Annotated in this window: 16 protein-coding genes; 11 read left to right on the forward strand and 5 right to left on the reverse strand. The window is 64.8% G+C overall.

Annotation, left to right across the window (positions count from 1 at the left end; all coding sequences use genetic code 11):
• Positions 1 to 88: 88 nt before the first annotated feature.
• The 3 genes from ACFSM0_RS02700 to ACFSM0_RS02710 form a co-directional block, all read right to left on the reverse strand.
• Positions 89 to 1,282 carry a flagellin N-terminal helical domain-containing protein gene (locus ACFSM0_RS02700; protein WP_377386758.1) on the reverse strand — a complete coding sequence of 398 codons (1,194 nt, stop codon included), beginning with the start codon at positions 1,280 to 1,282 and terminating at the stop codon, positions 89 to 91.
• 209 nt (positions 1,283 to 1,491) lie between these two features.
• Positions 1,492 to 1,836, reverse strand: a complete 345-nt coding sequence (locus tag ACFSM0_RS02705; RefSeq protein ID WP_377386761.1) for a hypothetical protein — start codon at positions 1,834 to 1,836, stop codon at positions 1,492 to 1,494.
• Positions 1,826 to 2,152: a rod-binding protein gene (locus ACFSM0_RS02710; RefSeq protein WP_377386764.1), complete on the reverse strand. Its 327-nt coding sequence runs from the start codon at positions 2,150 to 2,152 to the stop codon at positions 1,826 to 1,828. Before ACFSM0_RS02710 ends, ACFSM0_RS02705 begins: the two co-directional genes overlap by 11 nt.
• Positions 2,153 to 2,263: 111 nt before the next feature.
• Between ACFSM0_RS02710 and fliK the strand changes: the two genes are divergently transcribed.
• Entirely contained in the window at positions 2,264 to 4,873 is a 2,610-nt protein-coding gene (gene fliK / locus ACFSM0_RS02715) for a flagellar hook-length control protein FliK (RefSeq protein ID WP_377386766.1), read from the forward strand.
• Between the two features lie 9 nt (positions 4,874 to 4,882).
• A complete protein-coding gene (locus tag ACFSM0_RS02720; protein WP_377386768.1) occupies positions 4,883 to 5,557 on the forward strand; it encodes a flagellar hook capping FlgD N-terminal domain-containing protein in 675 nt (224 codons plus the stop codon).
• On the opposite strand, the gene ubiB is transcribed toward ACFSM0_RS02720, so the two are convergent.
• Positions 5,558 to 7,084: a 2-polyprenylphenol 6-hydroxylase gene (gene ubiB, locus ACFSM0_RS02725; protein ID WP_377386771.1), complete on the reverse strand. Its 1,527-nt coding sequence runs from the start codon at positions 7,082 to 7,084 to the stop codon at positions 5,558 to 5,560.
• A gap of 1 nt (position 7,085) precedes the next feature.
• Positions 7,086 to 7,838: a bifunctional demethylmenaquinone methyltransferase/2-methoxy-6-polyprenyl-1,4-benzoquinol methylase UbiE gene (gene ubiE / locus ACFSM0_RS02730; RefSeq protein WP_377386774.1), complete on the reverse strand. Its 753-nt coding sequence runs from the start codon at positions 7,836 to 7,838 to the stop codon at positions 7,086 to 7,088.
• Between the two features lie 76 nt (positions 7,839 to 7,914).
• On the opposite strand from ubiE, the gene mutM reads away from it, so the two are divergent.
• The 9 genes from mutM (at position 7,915) to ACFSM0_RS02775 (ending at position 18,226) form a co-directional block, all read left to right on the forward strand.
• Positions 7,915 to 8,760 carry a bifunctional DNA-formamidopyrimidine glycosylase/DNA-(apurinic or apyrimidinic site) lyase gene (gene mutM, locus ACFSM0_RS02735; protein WP_377386777.1) on the forward strand — a complete coding sequence of 282 codons (846 nt, stop codon included), beginning with the start codon at positions 7,915 to 7,917 and terminating at the stop codon, positions 8,758 to 8,760.
• A gap of 122 nt (positions 8,761 to 8,882) precedes the next feature.
• Positions 8,883 to 9,659: an enoyl-CoA hydratase gene (locus tag ACFSM0_RS02740; protein ID WP_377386780.1), complete on the forward strand. Its 777-nt coding sequence runs from the start codon at positions 8,883 to 8,885 to the stop codon at positions 9,657 to 9,659.
• Positions 9,660 to 9,818: 159 nt separating this feature from the next.
• On the forward strand, positions 9,819 to 10,085 hold the full coding sequence (gene rpsT, locus ACFSM0_RS02745; protein WP_097069875.1) for a 30S ribosomal protein S20: 267 nt from the start codon (positions 9,819 to 9,821) through the stop codon (positions 10,083 to 10,085).
• Between the two features lie 456 nt (positions 10,086 to 10,541).
• Complete coding sequence (gene dnaA / locus ACFSM0_RS02750; RefSeq protein ID WP_377386784.1) at positions 10,542 to 11,894, forward strand: chromosomal replication initiator protein DnaA; 1,353 nt, start codon at positions 10,542 to 10,544, stop codon at positions 11,892 to 11,894.
• A 102-nt stretch (positions 11,895 to 11,996) separates the two neighbouring features.
• Positions 11,997 to 13,115 (forward strand): DNA polymerase III subunit beta, encoded by a 1,119-nt coding sequence (dnaN, locus tag ACFSM0_RS02755; protein ID WP_377386788.1) that lies wholly within the window; start codon positions 11,997 to 11,999, stop codon positions 13,113 to 13,115.
• Positions 13,112 to 14,182, forward strand: coding sequence for a DNA replication/repair protein RecF (gene recF / locus ACFSM0_RS02760; RefSeq protein ID WP_377386791.1), 1,071 nt, complete (start codon positions 13,112 to 13,114; stop codon positions 14,180 to 14,182). The genes dnaN and recF overlap by 4 nt, the downstream gene beginning before the upstream one ends.
• A 73-nt stretch (positions 14,183 to 14,255) precedes the next feature.
• Positions 14,256 to 16,706 (forward strand): DNA topoisomerase (ATP-hydrolyzing) subunit B, encoded by a 2,451-nt coding sequence (gyrB, locus tag ACFSM0_RS02765; RefSeq protein WP_377386793.1) that lies wholly within the window; start codon positions 14,256 to 14,258, stop codon positions 16,704 to 16,706.
• A 24-nt stretch (positions 16,707 to 16,730) separates the two neighbouring features.
• Positions 16,731 to 17,288: a flavin reductase family protein gene (locus ACFSM0_RS02770; RefSeq protein ID WP_377386796.1), complete on the forward strand. Its 558-nt coding sequence runs from the start codon at positions 16,731 to 16,733 to the stop codon at positions 17,286 to 17,288.
• Positions 17,289 to 17,374: 86 nt separating this feature from the next.
• A complete protein-coding gene (locus tag ACFSM0_RS02775) occupies positions 17,375 to 18,226 on the forward strand; it encodes a flagellar motor protein MotB (protein WP_377386799.1) in 852 nt (283 codons plus the stop codon).
• Positions 18,227 to 18,394 lie beyond the last annotated feature (168 nt).

Here is an 18,394-nt window from a genome sequence, read left to right on the forward strand (position 1 = left end):
CCTTCCAGTGGCGAGAGGGGTCAGTCGCGGCTTTGCCGCGAAGGGGGGGAGTCGGGGGCGCCGTGCTGGCGCCCCCGGAAGTCTGTTATCAGCGGAACAGCGACAGGATCGACTGCGGTTGCTGGTTGGCAATCGACAGCGCCTGAATGCCGAGCTGCTGCTGGGTTTGCAGCGCTTGCAGACGGGCCGAGGCCTCTTCCATGTCGGCATCGACGAGCGAGCCGATACCGGATTTCATGGCCGAGGTCAGATCGCTGACGAAGGACGCTTGGCTCTCGATACGCGATTCGGCCGCACCGAAAGCCGCTGCCGCGTCGACCGATGCGTTGATCATCGCTTCGATGCCGGCAATCGAGCTGCTGGAGTTGTAGCCCGCCAGACCGGCGAGAGCGCCCGTGCCCGCACCGCGAACGGTCACGGCCATGTTGAAGGTCGAGCCCGCAGCAGCGTTGATGCCAAGCTCGCCCGCCGCAGTGGCCGGGTCGTAGTTCGCCGTCAGACCGGTGATGCCCGCCGAGTTGATCTGCGAAGCGATGTTGGACATCGCCAGATCGTTCAGATCAGAGCCAGAGGTGACATCATCCGCGGTGACGGTATAGCTGAAGGTCTTGCCACCAACGGTGACCGCCAGGCTCTCATTCACCGCAAGCGCAGAGACCGCAATCGCCTCCGTGGTGCCGGCACCAATCGTCACCGAGCCGTCGTTCCCGCCGCTGGTCGTCAGGTTCCCGCCGGCGGTGCCAGCGGCGACTTGCCCCGTGGCGCTGGCGGCGGCGGCGGTGCTCAGATCTTGCGCAGCGATCGAGATCGAGTTGGTGCTCACGGTCGAACCCGAGCGGTCGATCGAGGCGAGAACCGAGGTGCCGGTCGCGCCGGCGCTGATCAGGTTCACGCCGTTGAACTGCGCGCCCTTGACCTTGGAGTCGATCATGTTGACCAGCTCCGCGATCTCGTTATCGAGCTTGCCCTTGTCCGCCGAGGGGTCCTGGCCAGCGACGATCTTTTCCTTGATCGAGGTCAGGTCTTTGGTGATCGATTCCGCAGCGGTCCGCGCCACCGACACCATCGACTGGCCGGTCGCGAGGTTGGTCGAAACAGTCTCGAAGCCCGCAACGTCCGATTCCATCACTTTCGAGATGGCCCAGATCGCCGAGTTGTCTTTCGCCGAGGCGACCGACTTGCCGGTCGAGATCTCGCTTTGGGTTTTCGACAGGTTCGAGTTGATGCCTTTGAGGGTCTGAAGCGCGACCATCGCGCTGGAGTTGGTATTGATGCTGGACATGTTTGTCCCCTTGACTTTGGCGCTTTGCGCCGGGTTTCACATGCCGTCAATTGGACGGCGCTTTCGGCTTTCTGACCCATGCGGCAGCATCATCGCTTCGCCGCGCCACCCTCTCGGATGCAGGGCAACATTGGCATGTGAAGCCCTAACGAAAGACTAAGGCCGCCCGGTCGGGCGGCCTTGAATGCTTCGGAATTTAGAAGAATGGTTTACGCCCGGCGCTCCACCGAACCGCTCTCCGGGCCGATCTTGCGCGCGCGGCCCTGCGCGTCATAGCTCTGGTAGCTGCGCGCGGATTGACGGATCTCGGCAAGGCGCTTGCGCACCGCCTGCACGCCCTTGAGCGCGGCATCAAGCAGGCGCTGGTTTTCAAGCGCCATCTGCTGCACGCCGAGCAGGAGCCGCGCGGGCGTGCCCTCAAGATCTGCCAGAGCCGCCTCCTTGCGCGCCACCAGATCGGGGAGCGCGGCAAACTCGGCGTTGCGGATCACGTCCTTTTCGAGCCGCAACAGGTCAATGACCTTGGCGATGCGGTCCTCGGTCTCATTGTGCATTCTGCGCTCCTTTCTGCAGCGACTGAAAAATCGACTCGGCGAGACCGATCCCGCCCTTGTCGACCATGTTTCGGGCATATTCGTCGGCGAGGAAGGAGGAGAACTGCTCCTCGCCCGCGCCGCCGTTGAAGCTCTCCTGCATCTTGCCGACGCCTGCGAGCTTGAGCATTTCCGCAAGAAAGGCGGCTTCAAGATCCTTTGCCTTCTCGCGCAGATGCGCGTCATCCGGGCGCGTGGCGCCCGAACCTGTTGCTTTGGCCGAGGTCGCACTGGACGAGTCGGAGAGGGGGAGGGCCGAGGCCGGGGTGACTTGCATGGAATCGCTCCAATTGAACCGATTTCGCCCAGTCTGCGCAGATCGAGGTAAAGAAGCAGTAACCTCCTGCGGCCTAAAGTGGCGCATGTCACAGGCAGAAGTCGTGAGGCCATGAATACACTTCCCGTTTCGGATCAGATGCAGCTCTTTGCCGTCGCCCCCGCTGGCGAGCGCACCGCCACATCGGGCGCGAAAGTGCCCGGCGCACAAATCGGCAAGATGGATGGCAAGGACGAGCAGGCCGACTTTTCCGCCCTGTTTGCCGAATCCTTCACAGAAAAAGGCGCAAAGCCCGCCAAGCCGGAGGCCGATGGCAGCGATGCCGCGAGCTGGATGGCAGGCCTTGCAGGCGGCCCGGCGCTTGCGTCGGCGCCTCCCCCGCCCGTCGCCGGCGATCCCGCTTCGAGCGAATCGGCGCCGGTGTTTGCCGCTCCGACGAGCGCCGGTGGCCCCGCTGCGGCGCCCGTCGCGGCCGAGCCGGTCCAGGTGCCGTTGGCGATGAGCGCACAGCCCGCCGCCCGTGCCGCGGCAGGCGCCGGTTATGGCGCGCAGACGAGCCCGGCGGCCTTGCAGGCCCTCTGGTCGGCGCAAGCCGCTGCCGGGCCGGAAGCCGCCCCGTCAGAAGCGACGGCGACCGTTCCCGGCGCCGCAGCCTCCGCGGATGCCGCCGCCGTGCCCGGCGCAACGCCCGCGGCGCTGACGGCGACCGCGCCGGCGGTTGCACAGGGCGCCGCCCCCGCTCTGGCAGAGGATGAATCGTCCGCCGCCACGGTCAGCGCCCCGGCATCTGACGTGACCGCGAAAACCACAAGGACACGTGTCGAAACCCAAAGCGACACCCTGCGCGGCGATTCTGCCGCCCGGACGCTCTCCCCGCAGAGTTTTGCACCGGATGCCGCGGCAAGCGCTGCGGCGTCCAACGCCGATTCCGCGGCGCTGGCCGGATCGAAGATGCAAAAAGCCCCCCCGGCGACCGGCTTCGCCCCGGCGACCGCATCAAGTGACGCTGCGGCAAGCGCCCGGATCAAGGCCACCGCGCAGGCCGCGGCTGAAGTCTCCAGCAAGGCTGCCGCAGAGACCACCCCCACGGCAGACCCGCAACGCTCCGACAGCGTCGACGCCTCGCCCAATCTGGTATCTGTGCGGGCTCTCGCGAATGATGCGCAGAAGGTGGCCGCCAATATCTCCGGGGCGACCCATGCCGGCGCACGCGCCCAGCACGCCGGATCGGCGGAATTCTCCGCCAAGGGGGCCACGGAGAACGCGCCCACGGCAGGCACGCAACGCTCCGACAGCGCCAACACCTCGCCCGATCTGGTGACTGTGCAGACGCTCGCGAATGATGCGCAGAAGGTGGCCGCCAATATCTCCGGGGCGACCCATGCCGGCGCACGCGCCCAGCAGGCCGCGGCAGCGGCAGAGGCCCCGCTTGCCGGATCGGCGGAAGCGGCGGTTGCGGCGCAGTTTGCCGCCCGTCAGGACGCATCGCGCCAAGCGCCCCCCTCCGCAGCCGCCGGGCGTGCCGAACAAACCCCGTCAAGCGAGGCGCAGCCCGTCAATCAGGCGTCCCCCGAGGCAGAAGGTGCCCCGGAAACGCAACCGGCAGCCTCAGCCAACATCCGCGCGCCCCGCGGCGCGGAAGCTGTGGCGCAAAGCACCGCGACCGGCGAGGTGACGGATGCCCTGTTGCGCACAGGCACGGAAACCGCCGCGGCTCTGGACGCGGCAGAGACGGGGCGCCGGGCGCCGCGGTCTGTGATGCGGGGCTCTCTCGCCGAAAGCCGGTTCGATGCGGCCGTGGCCGCTTCGGGAGAGCCCGCAGCCAGGCGTTCCGACTCCGTCGCGCCCGCGTCTGCCGACCGCGACAGCCAGCCTGCCGCCTCCCCGGTGGCTCAAGCCGCCAATACCGTGGCCTCCGTCGCGGCCACGCAGCCGCCCGCTCAAGCGGGCTCCGAGTTCCTGCGCGACAGCGCCCGGAGCGCCGAACGTGATCGGCGCGAAGAACGTCTTGAGCGCGCCGAGGGCCGCGGCGACATCCGCCTTGATGGGCGCCTTGACGGGCGCAGCGCCGATACGTCGCGCGTCGCGGCTGCCCGCGATGGCGATGCGGGCCAAGGCATGATGCTCGGGCGGCCACCCGCGGCGGAAGCACCGCAAGGCGCGGCGGTGCCCCCGGAAACCATTGAGTCCGGCGACAGCTTTGTCTCGGTGACCGGGCTTGAGCGCGGCTTGCGCTCCGGCGCGGCGGAGATGGGCCAGGCCGCGCCCTCCGGCCCCCACACGAGCAGCAGCGCGCATCACATCGCGCGGCAGCTCGCGCAAGGGATGCCCTCCTCCCCCGATCAACCGGTCGAGATTTCGCTCTCGCCCGAGGAACTGGGCAAGGTGCGCATGACGCTGCACAGCTCCGAAAACGGCATCACCGTCTCGGTTCATGCCGAACGCCCCGAAACGCTGGAGCTGATGCGGCGCAACATCGACAGCCTCGCGCGAGACTTCCGCGACATGGGCTATTCCGACATCAGCTTCGATTTTGCCAACCAGTCGGGCGGGCAACAAATGGCGCAAGACCGCGGGGAAGACGCACGCGCCGCGCCGGGCCAACCGGCAAGCGAGAACTCCCGCGTTGCCGCCAATGAGCGCGCCCCCCGCTTCGACGATACCAGCCTTGCCCTGCAACGCCGCACCGCTGCGGCGGGCGGGCTCGACCTTCGCTTCTGAGGACATGCCATGACCAGCGTCACCGCCACCAACGCCGCCGCAAGCTCCGCTGCGCGCAGCAGCTCCAGCGCCAGCAATTCCACTTCCGCGAAAGCGACGGATTACGAAACCTTCCTGAAGCTGCTCACCACGCAGATGACCAACCAGGACCCGACCTCGCCGATGGACAGCGCCGATTATGCGGTGCAGCTTGCCACCTTCTCGCAGGTGGAACAGCAAACCAAGACCAACGACCTGCTTGAAGGTCTGGCAACGCAGCTCGGCCTGATGGGGATGAGCGAATATGCGGGCTGGGTCGGCATGGAAGCGCGCAGCGAATCGCCCGCGTATTTCGACGGCATGAACTCCGTGACGATCTCGCCCAACCCGGTGAAGGGATCGACGGAAACCGTGCTCGTGGTCACGGATTCCGCCGGCAACGAAGTTTCGCGCGGATCGATCCCGGTATCGACCGATTCGATCCAGTGGGACGGCACGGACAGCAGCGGCAATCTGCTGCCGCCGGGGCTCTACAGCTTCGAGCTGGAGAGCTACAACAGCGGCACCCTGCTTTCGACCGACCCGGTCGAGACCTACAACCGCATCATCGAGGCGCAGGGCTCCGCGGATGGCGCGGTTCTTGTGCTGGAGGGCGGCACCACGATCCAGACCGGGGCGATCTCCGCGCTGCGCGAAGAGACCTGATCAGAGCAGCACCCCAAGCACGATCCCGAGCAGCACCAGCCCGGCAGCCCCCGCCAGATGCACGCCCCGGACCGGTTGCGGTTCGGGCGCGGGCTCGGGCGGGCGGGTCGCGTTTTCAAGCGCCGCGGTGAGCATGTCGGGCAGTTGCGGGCCGAACCGGCCCAGAACCCGCGCGGTGCGCCCAAGATTGCGCAAGGCCGCCTTCGGGCCGACATTCTCGCGGATATAGCTCTCCACCACCGGCTTTGCCGTTTCCCACATGTTGATTGCCGGGTTGAGCGAGCGCGCCACCCCCTCGACCACCACCATGGTGCGTTGCAGCAAAATCAGCTCGGTGCGCGTGGCCATGCCAAAGCGTTCCGTCACCTCGAAGAGGTAGGCCAGAAGCCGCGCCATCGAGATCTGCTTCGCGTTCATGCCAAAGATCGGTTCGCCCACGGCGCGAAGCGCCAGCGCGAATTGCGTCACATCCTGATCCTTGGGCACATAGCCCGCCTCGAAATGGACTTCGGCCACGCGGCGGTAATCGCGCTGGATGAACCCCATCAGGATCTCGGCATAGACGTGGCGGGTGTATTCATCGATCTGGCCCATGATGCCGAAGTCAAAGGCGATGATATCGCCGTTCTCCGCCACCTTCAGGTTGCCCTGATGCATGTCGCCATGGAAATAGCCGTCGCGCAGGGCGTGGCTCAGGAACAGCTGCAGCACCCGCGTGCCGATTGCCGTCAGGTCATGGCCCGCGGCCTTCAGCGTCTCCGGGTCGCCCATCGGCAGCCCCTCGGCCCAGTCCATCACCAGCACGCGCCGGCTTGAGAGCGACCAGACCGGCAGCGGCACGCGGAACTTTTCGTCCCGCTCGGTATTGGCGCCAAATTGCGAGGCCGATGCCGCTTCGAGCCTGAGATCAAGCTCGCCGGTGACGATGCCCTCGAAATGCTTGATCACATCGGTGGGGCGCAGCCGCCGCGAGGCGGGCGAGAGCCGCTCGATCATCTCGGCGGCGAAATGGAAGGCGTCGATATCGCGCTGGAAGGCTTTCTCGATGCCGGGGCGCAGCACCTTCACCGCAACCTTTTCCCCCGTCTCGGCCAATCGCGCGGCATGGACCTGCGCGATCGAGGCCGCGGCGACGGGCTCGGAAAACTCGGTGAAGATCTCATCGACCGGGCGGCCAAATTCTTCGGCCAGAACCGCCTTCGCCACCTGCTGATCAAAGGGCGGCAGCCGGTCTTGCAGCATGCGCAGCTGGTTGGCGAGCTCTGCCCCCACCACATCGGGGCGGGTCGACATGATCTGGCCGAACTTGATGTAGGAGGGGCCGAGCGCGGTGATCGCGCGCGTCACCGGCGGCAGGCTCGGGTCGCCCTTGTAGCCCAGCCATTTGAACGGCCAGCCCATGATGCGCGCCACAAGGCGCAGCCGCGGCGGTGCCTCCATCGCTTCCAGCGCGACCCGCATCGCCCCGGTGCGCTCGAAGGTCGCCCCGGTGCGGATCAGACGCCAGATATTATGCGGGCCGCGCATTTCAGACCTTCCAGCCCGAGTGCAGCGCGGCGATGCCCATGGAAAGGTTACGGTATTTCACCTGCTCGAACCCGGCTTCGCGGATCATCGAGGCGAACAGTTCCTGGTTCGGGAATTTGCGGATCGATTCCACCAGATATTGATAGCTGGCGCGGTCATTCGCCACGATCTGCCCCATCACCGGGATCACATTGAAGGAATAGGCGTCATAGACCGCCTGCATCAGATCATTCGGGATCTGGCTGAATTCAAGCACCATCAGCCGCCCGCCGGGGCGCAGCACGCGGTAAGCCTCGTTCAGCGCATCCTGAATCCGGGTGACGTTCCGAATCCCGAAAGAGATCGTGTAGACGTCAAAGGTGTTGCTCTCGAAGGGCAGGTTCATCGCATCGCCGACAACCCAATTGAGCCGGTCCGCCATGTTTGCCGCATCGGCGCGTTTCTGCCCCTCGATCAGCATCGATTCCGTCATGTCGCAGACGGTGGCCGTGGCGCCGGGTGCGCGCTTGAGGAAGCGGAAGGCCACGTCGCCGGTGCCGCCCGCCACATCGAGCAGCTTTTGCCCCGGACGCGGCGCGAGCCAGTCCATCATCGCATCCTTCCAGAGCCGGTGGATGCCCATGCTCATCAGGTCGTTCATGATGTCGTATTTCGAGGCCACCCGCGAAAACACGCCGTGCACCATCCCGGCCTTCGCGTCTTCCTCGACGGTCTGGTAGCCGAAATGGGTCGTTCTCGTCTGATCCGTGCTCATCTGCTCTTGCCGATCCTTGAAAGCTCCCCCCTCTTATAGGGTCGGTTTCGGCCGTGACAATGCGACAGGAGCGAAAATGCCCGAACTGCCAGAGGTGGAAACGGTGCGTCGGGGGCTGATCCCGGCGATGGAGGGGCGACGGATCGCGCGGGCCGAGGTGAACCGGCCCGACCTGCGCTGGCCGCTCCCCGAAGGGTTGGCAGAGCGGCTCAGCGGCGCGCGCGTCACCCTGCTGCGGCGGCGCTCGAAATACATCCTTGCCGATCTCGACACCGGCGAAAGTCTGCTCATTCACCTTGGCATGTCGGGGCGGTTGCTGGTTTCCGGGGTCACTCTGGGGCGGTTTCATCTCGATCATCCGGCGCCGCAAAAGCACGATCATGTTGTGCTGCACATGGAGGGCGGCGCGCGCGTCACCTTCAACGATGCGCGCCGGTTCGGGGCAATGGATCTGGTGCGCACCGATCGTGAGGCGGCCCATTGGCTGCTGGCGGGCCTTGGCCCCGAGCCCTTCGGCAACGCCTTCAACGAGGGTTATCTCGTGCAGGCGCTGAAGGCGCGCAAAAGCCCGATCAAGACCGCGCTTCTGGATCAGCATCTGCTTGCGGGGCTTGGCAATATCTACGTTTGCGAGGTGCTCTTCCGCGCCGGGATCGACCCGCGCCGGGCGGCGAATCGCATCGCCGTCGCGCGCGTTGCCGCGCTGGTGCCGATCATCCGCGAGGTGCTCTTGGAGGCCATCGAAGCGGGCGGGTCGAGCCTGCGCGATCATCGTCAGGCCGATGGCGAACTGGGCTATTTCCAGCATGCCTTCCGCGTTTATGACCGCGAGGATGCCCCCTGCCCCAGCTGCGGCACCCCGATCCGCCGCATCGCGCAGGGGGGGCGGTCGAGCTATTTCTGCCCGCAGTGTCAGCGATAAGGTCGCCTGCGCAGGCATTTGCGCCGCGCCGCGGGTAACGCAGCGCTACAGCCCCGCAACAAGTCTTGAGTTTCGCGTCCCACCTGTTAGGACTTCCCCGAAAACAAGGAAAGGCATCCGCAATGGCCTACCAGACCCTGATCGTCGAAATCGAAGACAGCGTCGCGCTCATTCGCCTCAATCGTCCCGAAGCCCTCAACGCGCTCAACTCTGCGTTGCTGGGCGAGCTCGCCGATGCGCTCAAGCAACTCGATGCGAACGACAAGGTCCGCTGCATCGTGCTGACCGGCTCGGAAAAAGCCTTCGCCGCGGGCGCTGATATCAAGGAGATGTCGGAAAAGAGCTTCGTCGAGATGTTCACCGCCGACTTCTTCGGGGTGGAAGCCGACAGCCTGCTGCGCACCCGCAAGCCGATCATCGCCGCGGTGGCGGGCTATGCGCTCGGCGGCGGCTGCGAGCTTGCGATGATGTGCGATTTCATCATCTGCGCCGACAACGCCAAATTCGGCCAACCCGAGATCAACCTCGGCGTGGTCGCGGGCATTGGCGGCACCCAGCGCCTCACCCGCTTTGTCGGCAAGTCGAAGTCGATGGACATGCATCTGACCGGCCGCTTCATGGATGCCGCCGAGGCCGAGCGCTCGGGGCTCGTGAGCCGCGTCGTGCCGGTGGCGCAACTCGTGCCCGAGGCGCTGGCCGCCGCGCGCAAGATCGCCTCCAAATCGGCGGTGGCGACGATGGTGGTCAAGGAATGCGTCAACCGCGCCTATGAAACCACCCTGCGCGAGGGCGTGCTGTTCGAGCGCCGCGTGTTCCACGCCCTCTTTGCCACGGAAGACCAAAAGGAAGGCATGTCGGCCTTCCTCGAAAAGCGCGAACCGCAGTTCCGCGACAAGTGATGCCGGGGGAGAGGCCCCGAAAGGGGCTTTTCTTTTGAGCGTCTTTGGCCTATAGGCGGCCCTCACATGCGCGTGGAGCCCGCTCAGGCTAGAATCATCCGGTTCGCTGGGACGACCGGGCTTTACGCTTTTTGAATTGCAAAAGTCCGGGAACAGAGAATGGCCAATACGCCCCAGTCCAAGAAACGCGCCCGCCAGTCCGAGCGCCGCAACGACATCAACAAGGCGCGTCGCTCGCGCATCCGCACCTTCATCCGCAAGGTCGAAGAAGCGATCGCCTCGGGCAATGCCGATGCCGCCAAGCTCGCGCTGCAAGCGGCTGAGCCGGAAATGGCGCGTGGCGTGACCAAGGGCGTGCTGCACAAAAACACCGTTTCGCGCAAAATTTCGCGCCTTTCGGCCCGCGTGAAAGCGCTGTCGAACTGAGCCTTAACGGCCGCCGAAACCGGCATCAATTTCTCAGGCGTCCCGCTCCGGGGCGCCTGATTTCTTTTATATATTCAATGACTTGAGTGAACTCATACCAGCCTTGCAACAGCGTGGGAGATTCGTTTCACGAAACTGTGCGTCAAGCGCGAAGTTCGGTTGCAGCCGCCCCGTCCGGCTTGCTAGCGTCAGGGGGCGATTCACGTCGCCTTGGGGGACATGACGCCTCGTGAGAGTCGAAGCAAGCTCGATAAAGCTGCCGCGATACCAAGAAGCTTCTGCTTCGGCTCTCGGATGCGATCAGACGAAAAAGGGGCGAAAGCTCCATCGGCAGGTGATGCCGTATCCGGATTCATGCCGGAAGCATCGTCATGTCTGACTTCAGCCGTCGCTGCGACGGTTGGGGCTCCTGAGGGCGTGGTCCGCGACTGGGCAGGACTGCTGATGGACAAGAACATGACTAAAGAGCTCTGGGGGCAAGCAAGCGATGAATTGCGAAAGACCGTCGGCAAGACGAACCACTCCACCTGGATCGCTCCCCTCGAAATCGTCGCGCTGAACGACGGGATCGCGGCGCTCGAAGCGCCGACCAAATTCATGTGCGACTGGGTCTCGCGCAATTACGGCGAGCCGATTCTGCGGGCGCTGCGCAATGCCGGTGCGCCGGTCGAGCGCGTCACGATTTCGCTCGGCGCGGGCCGCGCGCCCGTGGCGGAACCGGCGGCGACCCCGGCCCGCAAGGCGCATCGCCCCGCCGAAGATCAGGATCTGCCGGGCGCGCCGCTCGATGCGCGCTTCACGTTTGACAGCTTCGTCGTTGGCAAACCGAACGAGCTCGCCCATGCCGCTGCGCGCCGCGTGGCCGAGGGCGGGCCGGTCACGTTCAACCCGCTGTTCCTTTATGGCGGCGTCGGGCTCGGCAAAACCCACCTGATGCACGCGATTGCCCATGAGCTCTCCGCCCAGCACAGCGAATTGCGGGTGCTTTACCTCTCGGCGGAGCAATTCATGTATCGCTTCGTGCAGGCGTTGCGCGACCGCCAGATCATGGATTTCAAGGAGCTGTTCCGCTCTGTCGACGTGCTGATGGTCGATGACGTGCAGTTCATCGCCGGCAAGGACAGCACACAGGAAGAATTCTTCCACACCTTCAATGCGCTCGTCGATCAGGGCAAGCAGATCGTGATTTCGGCCGACCGCGCGCCGGGCGAGATCAAGGATCTGGAAGAGCGGATCCGCTCGCGGCTGCAATGCGGCCTCGTGGTGGACCTGCACCCGACCGATTACGAGTTGCGCCTTGGCATCTTGCAAACCAAGGCGGAAGCCTATCGCGCCAGCTACCCGGGCCTCGTGCTTGCCAATGGCGTGCTTGAATTCCTCGCGCATCGCATCACCACCAACGTGCGCGTGCTCGAAGGGGCGCTGACGCGGCTCTTTGCCTTTGCCTCGCTGGTCGGGCGCGAGATCACGCTTGATCTGGCGCAGGAATGTCTGGCCGATATTCTGCGCGCTTCGGATCGCCGCGTCACGATTGAAGAGATCCAGCGCAAGGTGGCAGAGCATTACAATGTGCGCCTCTCGGACATGATCGGGCCAAAGCGGCTGCGCACCATTGCCCGGCCGCGTCAGGTGGCGATGTATCTCTCCAAGCATCTCACCACGCGCAGCCTGCCCGAAATCGGGCGCCGCTTTGGCGGGCGCGATCACACCACAATCATGCATGGAATCCGCAAGATCGACGAATTGATGGCGACCGATTCGCAACTTGCCGAAGATATTGGCCTGCTGCGACGGCTGATGGAATCCTGAACCCTTGACGCCCCGGCCAAAGCAACGGAATGTCCGGAAAAATCTTGTTCCGGCGTGACGGCGTGTTACCGTGCCGACCCCGGACCCCGGTGAGGAATGGATATGAAGATCAGCATCGAACGCGCCGCCCTGCTGAAGGCGGTGGCTCAGGCCCAATCGGTTGTCGAACGGCGCAACACGATCCCGATCCTCGCGAATGTGCTGATCGAGGCGGAAGGATCGTCCGTGTCCTTCCGCGCCACCGACCTTGATATCGAGGTGGTCGACAAGGCGCCTGCGCAGGTCGAACGGGCGGGGGCGACCACGGTTTCGGCGGTGATGCTGCACGAGATCGTGCGCAAGCTCCCCGATGGCGCACTGGTGCAGCTGAGTGACGACCCGGCCGCGGGGCGGCTTTCGGTGATGGCGGGGCGCTCGAGCTTCAACCTCGCCACGCTGCCGAAAGAAGATTTCCCGGTGATGGCCTCCTCGGAATACAGCGCCAATTTCGCCGCCAAGGCCGGCGTGCTCAAGCGCCTGTTCGACAAGTCGAAATTCGCCATCTCGACAGAGGAGACGCGTTATTACCTCAACGGCGTCTACATGCATCTGGCGACCGGCGAGGATGGCGCGGTGCTGCGCTGCGTGGCGACCGATGGCCACCGGCTCGCCCGGATCGACGCGCCGCAGCCCGAGGGTGCTGCGGGCATGCCCGGCGTGATCGTGCCGCGCAAAACCGTGAACGAGCTGCGCAAGCTTCTGGATGACGACGAGGCGCAGATCGCCGTTTCCGTCTCCGAGACCAAGGTGCGCTTTGCCACGCCCGAGATCACGCTTACCTCAAAAGTGATCGACGGCACCTTCCCCGATTACACGCGCGTCATCCCGATGGGGAATGCGCGGCGCCTTGAGGTGGATGCGCAGGAATTTGCGAAAGCCGTGGACCGGGTGGCCACTGTCTCTTCCGAGCGCTCGCGCGCGGTGAAGCTGAGCCTTGATGAAGATCGGCTCGTGCTTTCGGTCAATGCCCCCGATGCGGGTGCCGCCGAAGAGGAACTGGCCGTGGCTTACGGCGACGAACGGCTCGAGATCGGCTTCAACGCCAAATATCTGCTGGAAATCGCGAGCCAGGTGGACCGCGAAAACGCCGTCTTCCTGTTCAACTCCTCAGGCGATCCGACGCTGATGCGCGAAGGCAATGACACCTCCGCGGTCTATGTCGTGATGCCGATGCGCGTGTGAGCCTGCGCAGCCTGACGCTTTTGCAGTTCCGCTCGCATCGCCGGGCGGATCTTGCGTTTGACACCCGGCCCGTGGCGCTGTTCGGGCCCAATGGCGCGGGCAAGACCTCGGTGCTGGAGGCGGTCTCGCTCCTTTCCCCGGGCCGGGGGCTGCGCCGCGCGAGCGCGGAAGAGCTGATCCGGCGGCAGGAAGCCGTGGGATGGAAGCTGAAAGCCACCCTCTCCGACTATGAGATCGAGACCTCGGCCCTGCCGGGGCAAAGCCGGGAGGTGCGCATCGACGGCAAGGCCGCCTCTCAGCTCGCGCTCGGGCGGCTGATGCGCGTGCTTTGGCTGGTGCCGGCGATGGACCGGCTCTGGATCGAGGGGGCCGAGGGGCGGCGCCGCTTTCTCGACCGGATGGCGCTGAGCTTTTTTCCCGCTCATGCGGAGGCTGTGCTGGCTTATGAAAAAGCGATGCGCGAGCGCAATCGACTGCTGAAAGATGATGTGCAGGACGGCGCCTGGTATCATGCGCTGGAAGGCCAGATGGCGGAGGCGGGCACGGCGATCCGCGCCCACCGAACTGAGACGCTGGCGAAGCTTGGCGCGGCGCAGGCCGGCGCCGCCACCGCCTTTCCGGCGGCGACGCTCGCGATCACCGGCGAGGGGCCGGAAGACCTCGCTGCGGCGCTCGCCGAGGGGCGGCGGCGGGACATGGCGGCGGGGCGCACGCTCACCGGGCCGCACCGGGCTGACCTGAGCGCGGTTTACGCCGAGAAGGATGCCCCCGCCGATCAATGCTCCACGGGCGAGCAAAAGGCGCTGCTGATTTCGCTTCTGCTGGCCAATGCCCGGGCGCTGGCAGGAGAAACCACGGTGCTTTTGCTCGATGAGGTGGCCGCCCATCTCGATGCGGCCCGCCGCGCCGCGCTTTATGACGAGATCTGCGCGCTGCCTGCGCAGGTGATGATGACCGGCACCGGGGCGGAGCTTTTCGAGGCCTTGGGGCCGCGGGCGCGCTATTGGGAAGTGACCGAGAGCCGCGGCACCTCAGCACTGGCGGAAACTGCCTTTCAAAACCGCTAAATATTGTGGCGAAGGCGTGACAAGGCAGCGCCGAAACCCTATAAATCGCCATCGACTTGCAGGATAGGCGCGGATGACCGACACCCCCCAGAAAAAGACCGAATACAGCGCGGATTCCATCAAGGTTCTCAAGGGCCTGGAAGCGGTGCGCAAGCGCCCCGGCATGTATATCGGCGACACCGACGACGGCTCGGGCCTGCACCACATGGTTTATGAGGTCGTCGACAACGGGATCGACGAGGCGCTGGCGGGCCATGCCAATTACGTTGCCGTAAAAATTCACGCCGACAATTCGGTTTCGGTGCGCGACAATGGCCGCGGCATCCCGGTCGACATCCACCACGAAGAAGGCGTCTCCGCGGCCGAGGTCATCATGACCCAGCTGCACGCGGGCGGCAAATTCAACAACACCGACGACGACGGCAATGCCTACAAAGTCTCGGGCGGGCTGCATGGTGTGGGCGTCTCGGTGGTGAACGCGCTTTCAGACTGGCTCGAGCTCAAGGTCTGGCGCAACGACAAGGTCTATTTCGCCCGGTTCGAAAAGGGCGAATGCGTTGATCATGTGCATGAAATCGGCGATGCGCCGGGCGACAAGGGCACCGAGGTGCGCTTCCTTGCCTCGGCAAAGACGCATGACCCGGAGGGCACCTTCTCCGACCTCGAATACAGCTTCAAGACGCTGGAGACCCGGTTGCGGGAACTCGCCTTTCTCAATTCCGGCGTGCGGATCATTCTTGAAGACGAACGCCCCGCCGAGCCCCTGCGCAGCGAGCTGCATTACGAGGGCGGCGTGCGCGAGTTCGTCAAATATCTCGACCGGTCAAAAACCCCGGTGATGCCCGAGCCGATCTACATGACCGGCGAGGTGCGCGGCATTGGTGTTGAAGTGGCGATGTGGTGGAACGACAGCTATCATGAGACGGTGCTGCCCTTCACCAACAACATCCCCCAGCGCGACGGAGGCACCCACCTTGCGGGCTTCCGCGGCGCGCTGACCCGCACGATCACGAAATATGCGCAAGACAGCGGCATCGCCAAGAAAGAAAAGATCGACTTTACCGGCGACGATGCCCGCGAAGGGCTGACCTGCGTTTTGTCGGTGAAAGTGCCGGACCCGAAATTTTCCAGCCAAACCAAAGACAAGCTTGTCTCCTCCGAGGTGCGCCCCGCGGTCGAGAACCTCGTGAACGAGAAGCTCTCGGAATGGTTCGAGGAGCATCCCGCCGAGGCCAAGGGCATCGTTGGCAAGATCATCGAGGCGGCGCTGGCGCGCGAGGCGGCGCGCAAGGCGCGCGAACTCACCCGGCGCAAGACCGCGATGGATGTCGCCTCTCTGCCCGGCAAGCTCGCGGATTGTCAGGAGAAAGACCCCGCGCTTTCGGAGATTTTCATCGTCGAAGGGGATTCGGCGGGCGGCTCCGCCAAGCAGGGGCGCGAGCGCAAGAACCAGGCCGTGCTGCCGCTTCGCGGCAAGATCCTCAACGTCGAGCGTGCGCGCTTTGACCGGATGCTGAGCTCCGAAATGATCGGCACGCTGATCACCGCACTCGGCACCGGCATCGGGCGCGACGAGTTCAACCTTGCCAAGCTGCGCTATCACAAGATCATCATCATGACCGATGCGGATGTCGATGGCGCCCACATCCGCACGCTTTTGCTCACCTTCTTCTTCCGGCAGATGCCCGAGCTGATCGACGCGGGCCATCTCTTCATTGCCCAGCCGCCGCTTTACAAGGTCAGCCGCGGCAAGTCCGAGGTCTATCTGAAGGATCAGGCCGCGCTTGAGGAATATCTGATCACGCAAGGGGTTGAGGGCGCGATCTTGCGGCTTGGCGACGGCAGCGACATCATCGGCGCAGATCTCGCGCGGCTGGTGGAAGAGGCGCGGCAGATCCGCCGCATTCTCCATGCCTTCCCGACCCATTACCCGCACCGCATCCTTGAGCAAACCGCCATCGCCGGGGCGCTGCTGCCCGGCCGGGTCGATGCCGATGCGCAGGGCGCCGCCAATGCCGTTGCGGCCCGGCTCGACCTTGTCGCGCTCGAATATGAGCGCGGCTGGTCTGGCCGCCCGACGCAGGACAAGGGCCTGCGGCTTGCACGCATCCTGCGCGGCGTGGAAGAGGTGCGCACGCTTGATGGCGCGGTGCTGCGTTCGGGCGAGGCGCGCCGGCTCGGCCAGTTCACCGAAAGCCTGCAAGAAAGCTATGCCACCCCTGCCCGGCTCATCCGCAAGGATCGTGAACAGCTCATTTTTGGCCCGCTCGATCTGCTCACCGCGATCTTGCAGGAAGGCGAAAAGGGTCTGACGCTGCAGCGCTACAAGGGCCTTGGCGAAATGAACCCCGAACAGCTTTGGGAAACCACGCTCGACCCGGTGGCGCGCACGCTTTTGCAGGTGCGCGTTGATGACGTGGCCGAGGCCGAAGACATCTTCTCGAAACTGATGGGCGATGTGGTGGAACCGCGGCGCGATTTCATCCAGCAAAACGCGCTCAGCGTGGAAAACCTCGATTTCTGACACGGGTTTGCCCCGGGAGGCAGGATGAGCGAGAGCGACAAGATCGAAGCGGCGGTGGAACGCGCCGAGGAGGCCGCGGAGGGGCACCAGCCCGACCCGGCGGCACCGCGGCTGTTGCGCGATGCGCTGGGGCGCTTTGCCACCGGCGTCACGGTGATCACCGCACGCGAAGAAGAAACCGGCGCGCCGATCGGCATCACGGTGAATTCCTTCGCCTCCGTCTCGCTCGACCCGGCGCTGGTGCTCTGGTCGGCGGCACGGTCCTCGCTGCGGCATCGCCATTTTGCCACCGCACCCGCCTTTGCGATTCATGTGCTCGGCGCCGATCAGGCAGATCTTGCAAAGCGGTTCTCCTCTTCCTCCGGGCCCGGTTTCGAGGGCCTCGACACCCGCCTGAATGCGCAGGCGGTGCCGCTGCTCTCCGGCTGCCTCGCCCGGTTCGAATGCGAGACCGAGGCAACGCATGAAGGCGGCGACCACACCATCATCATCGGTCGCGTTGCCCGCTTCACCCTCGCGCAAGAGGGCGCGCCGCTTTGTTTCTTTGGCGGCCGCTTCGGCGGCTTCGCGCCCTCTGCCTAAGCCGGAAACAGCGCGCATTTTATCCGTTAAGTGCCCCTTAAGCCCCGGATGATACGCATTGTTTCGGGTGAATATGAGGTGGTGGAATGGGCGCGCGTGACAACGCGGCACCAGTCATCATCAAACGTAAGAAGGTCGTCGGCGGCGGCGGGCACCACGGTGGGGCGTGGAAAGTTGCCTATGCCGACTTCGTGACCGCCATGATGGCCTTCTTTCTGCTGATGTGGCTGCTGAACGCAACAACGGAAAAACAACGCAAGGGGATTGCGGATTATTTCAATCCGACAATCCCGATCAACCGGGTCTCGGGCGGCGGTGAAGGCGCCTTCGGTGGCGATTCGGTGTTTTCGGAAGACCAGATCGCGCAGACGGGCACCGGTGCTTCGGGGCAGACCCCCACCGAGGAGCATCAGGCCCGCGGCGACAGCGGCATGGACAGCGCCGATACGGCAAAGGACAAGGCCGAGTTCGAGCGGATCGCGAAAGAAATCGAAAAGGCTCTGCAGGGGATGGGCGGCGAATCGATGGTGAGCGAGCAGATGGCGCGCCACATCGTCACCAAGATCACCGATGAGGGGCTGATCGTGGAGTTCTTCGATCTGGAGAACGAGCCGCTTTTCACGCCCGAAACCGTGACGCCCGAACCGCTCTTGCGAGAAATCGCCAAGATGCTCGCGCGGGTTTTCGGCCTGACAAAGAATGGCGTGGCGATCAACGGCTTTACGCGATCCTATCCGTCGATGCTGCGCGAAAACCCGGTCTGGGATCTCTCCAGCGAACGGGCGCAGGCAATGCGGCAATTGCTGGAAAACGACGGCCTTGACCCCGCAAAGATCCAGCGTGTCTCGGGTTTTGCCGATCGCAAGCCCGCGGTGGAGGCAACGCTTTCGCCGCGCAACAACCGGCTTGAGCTGATCTTGCTGCGCAATGGCAGATAGCGCATTGCCCCCGGCGCCGCAGGGCCACCGGGGGCAAAGCACGCCAAAGGCGCCCCGCCGCAGCGCGCGCGCAAGGCTGACAGGACCAACAAAGAATTCCCCGGCATTTTAGGTGTTAGGCCGATCTTAACGACGCTGCTGCACTCTGTCCTTCGATCAAGGGACAAG

The sequence above is a fragment of the Rhodobacter lacus genome, from assembly GCF_042683065.1.
GTDB classification, from domain to species: Bacteria; Pseudomonadota; Alphaproteobacteria; order Rhodobacterales; family Rhodobacteraceae; genus Rhodobacter; species Rhodobacter lacus.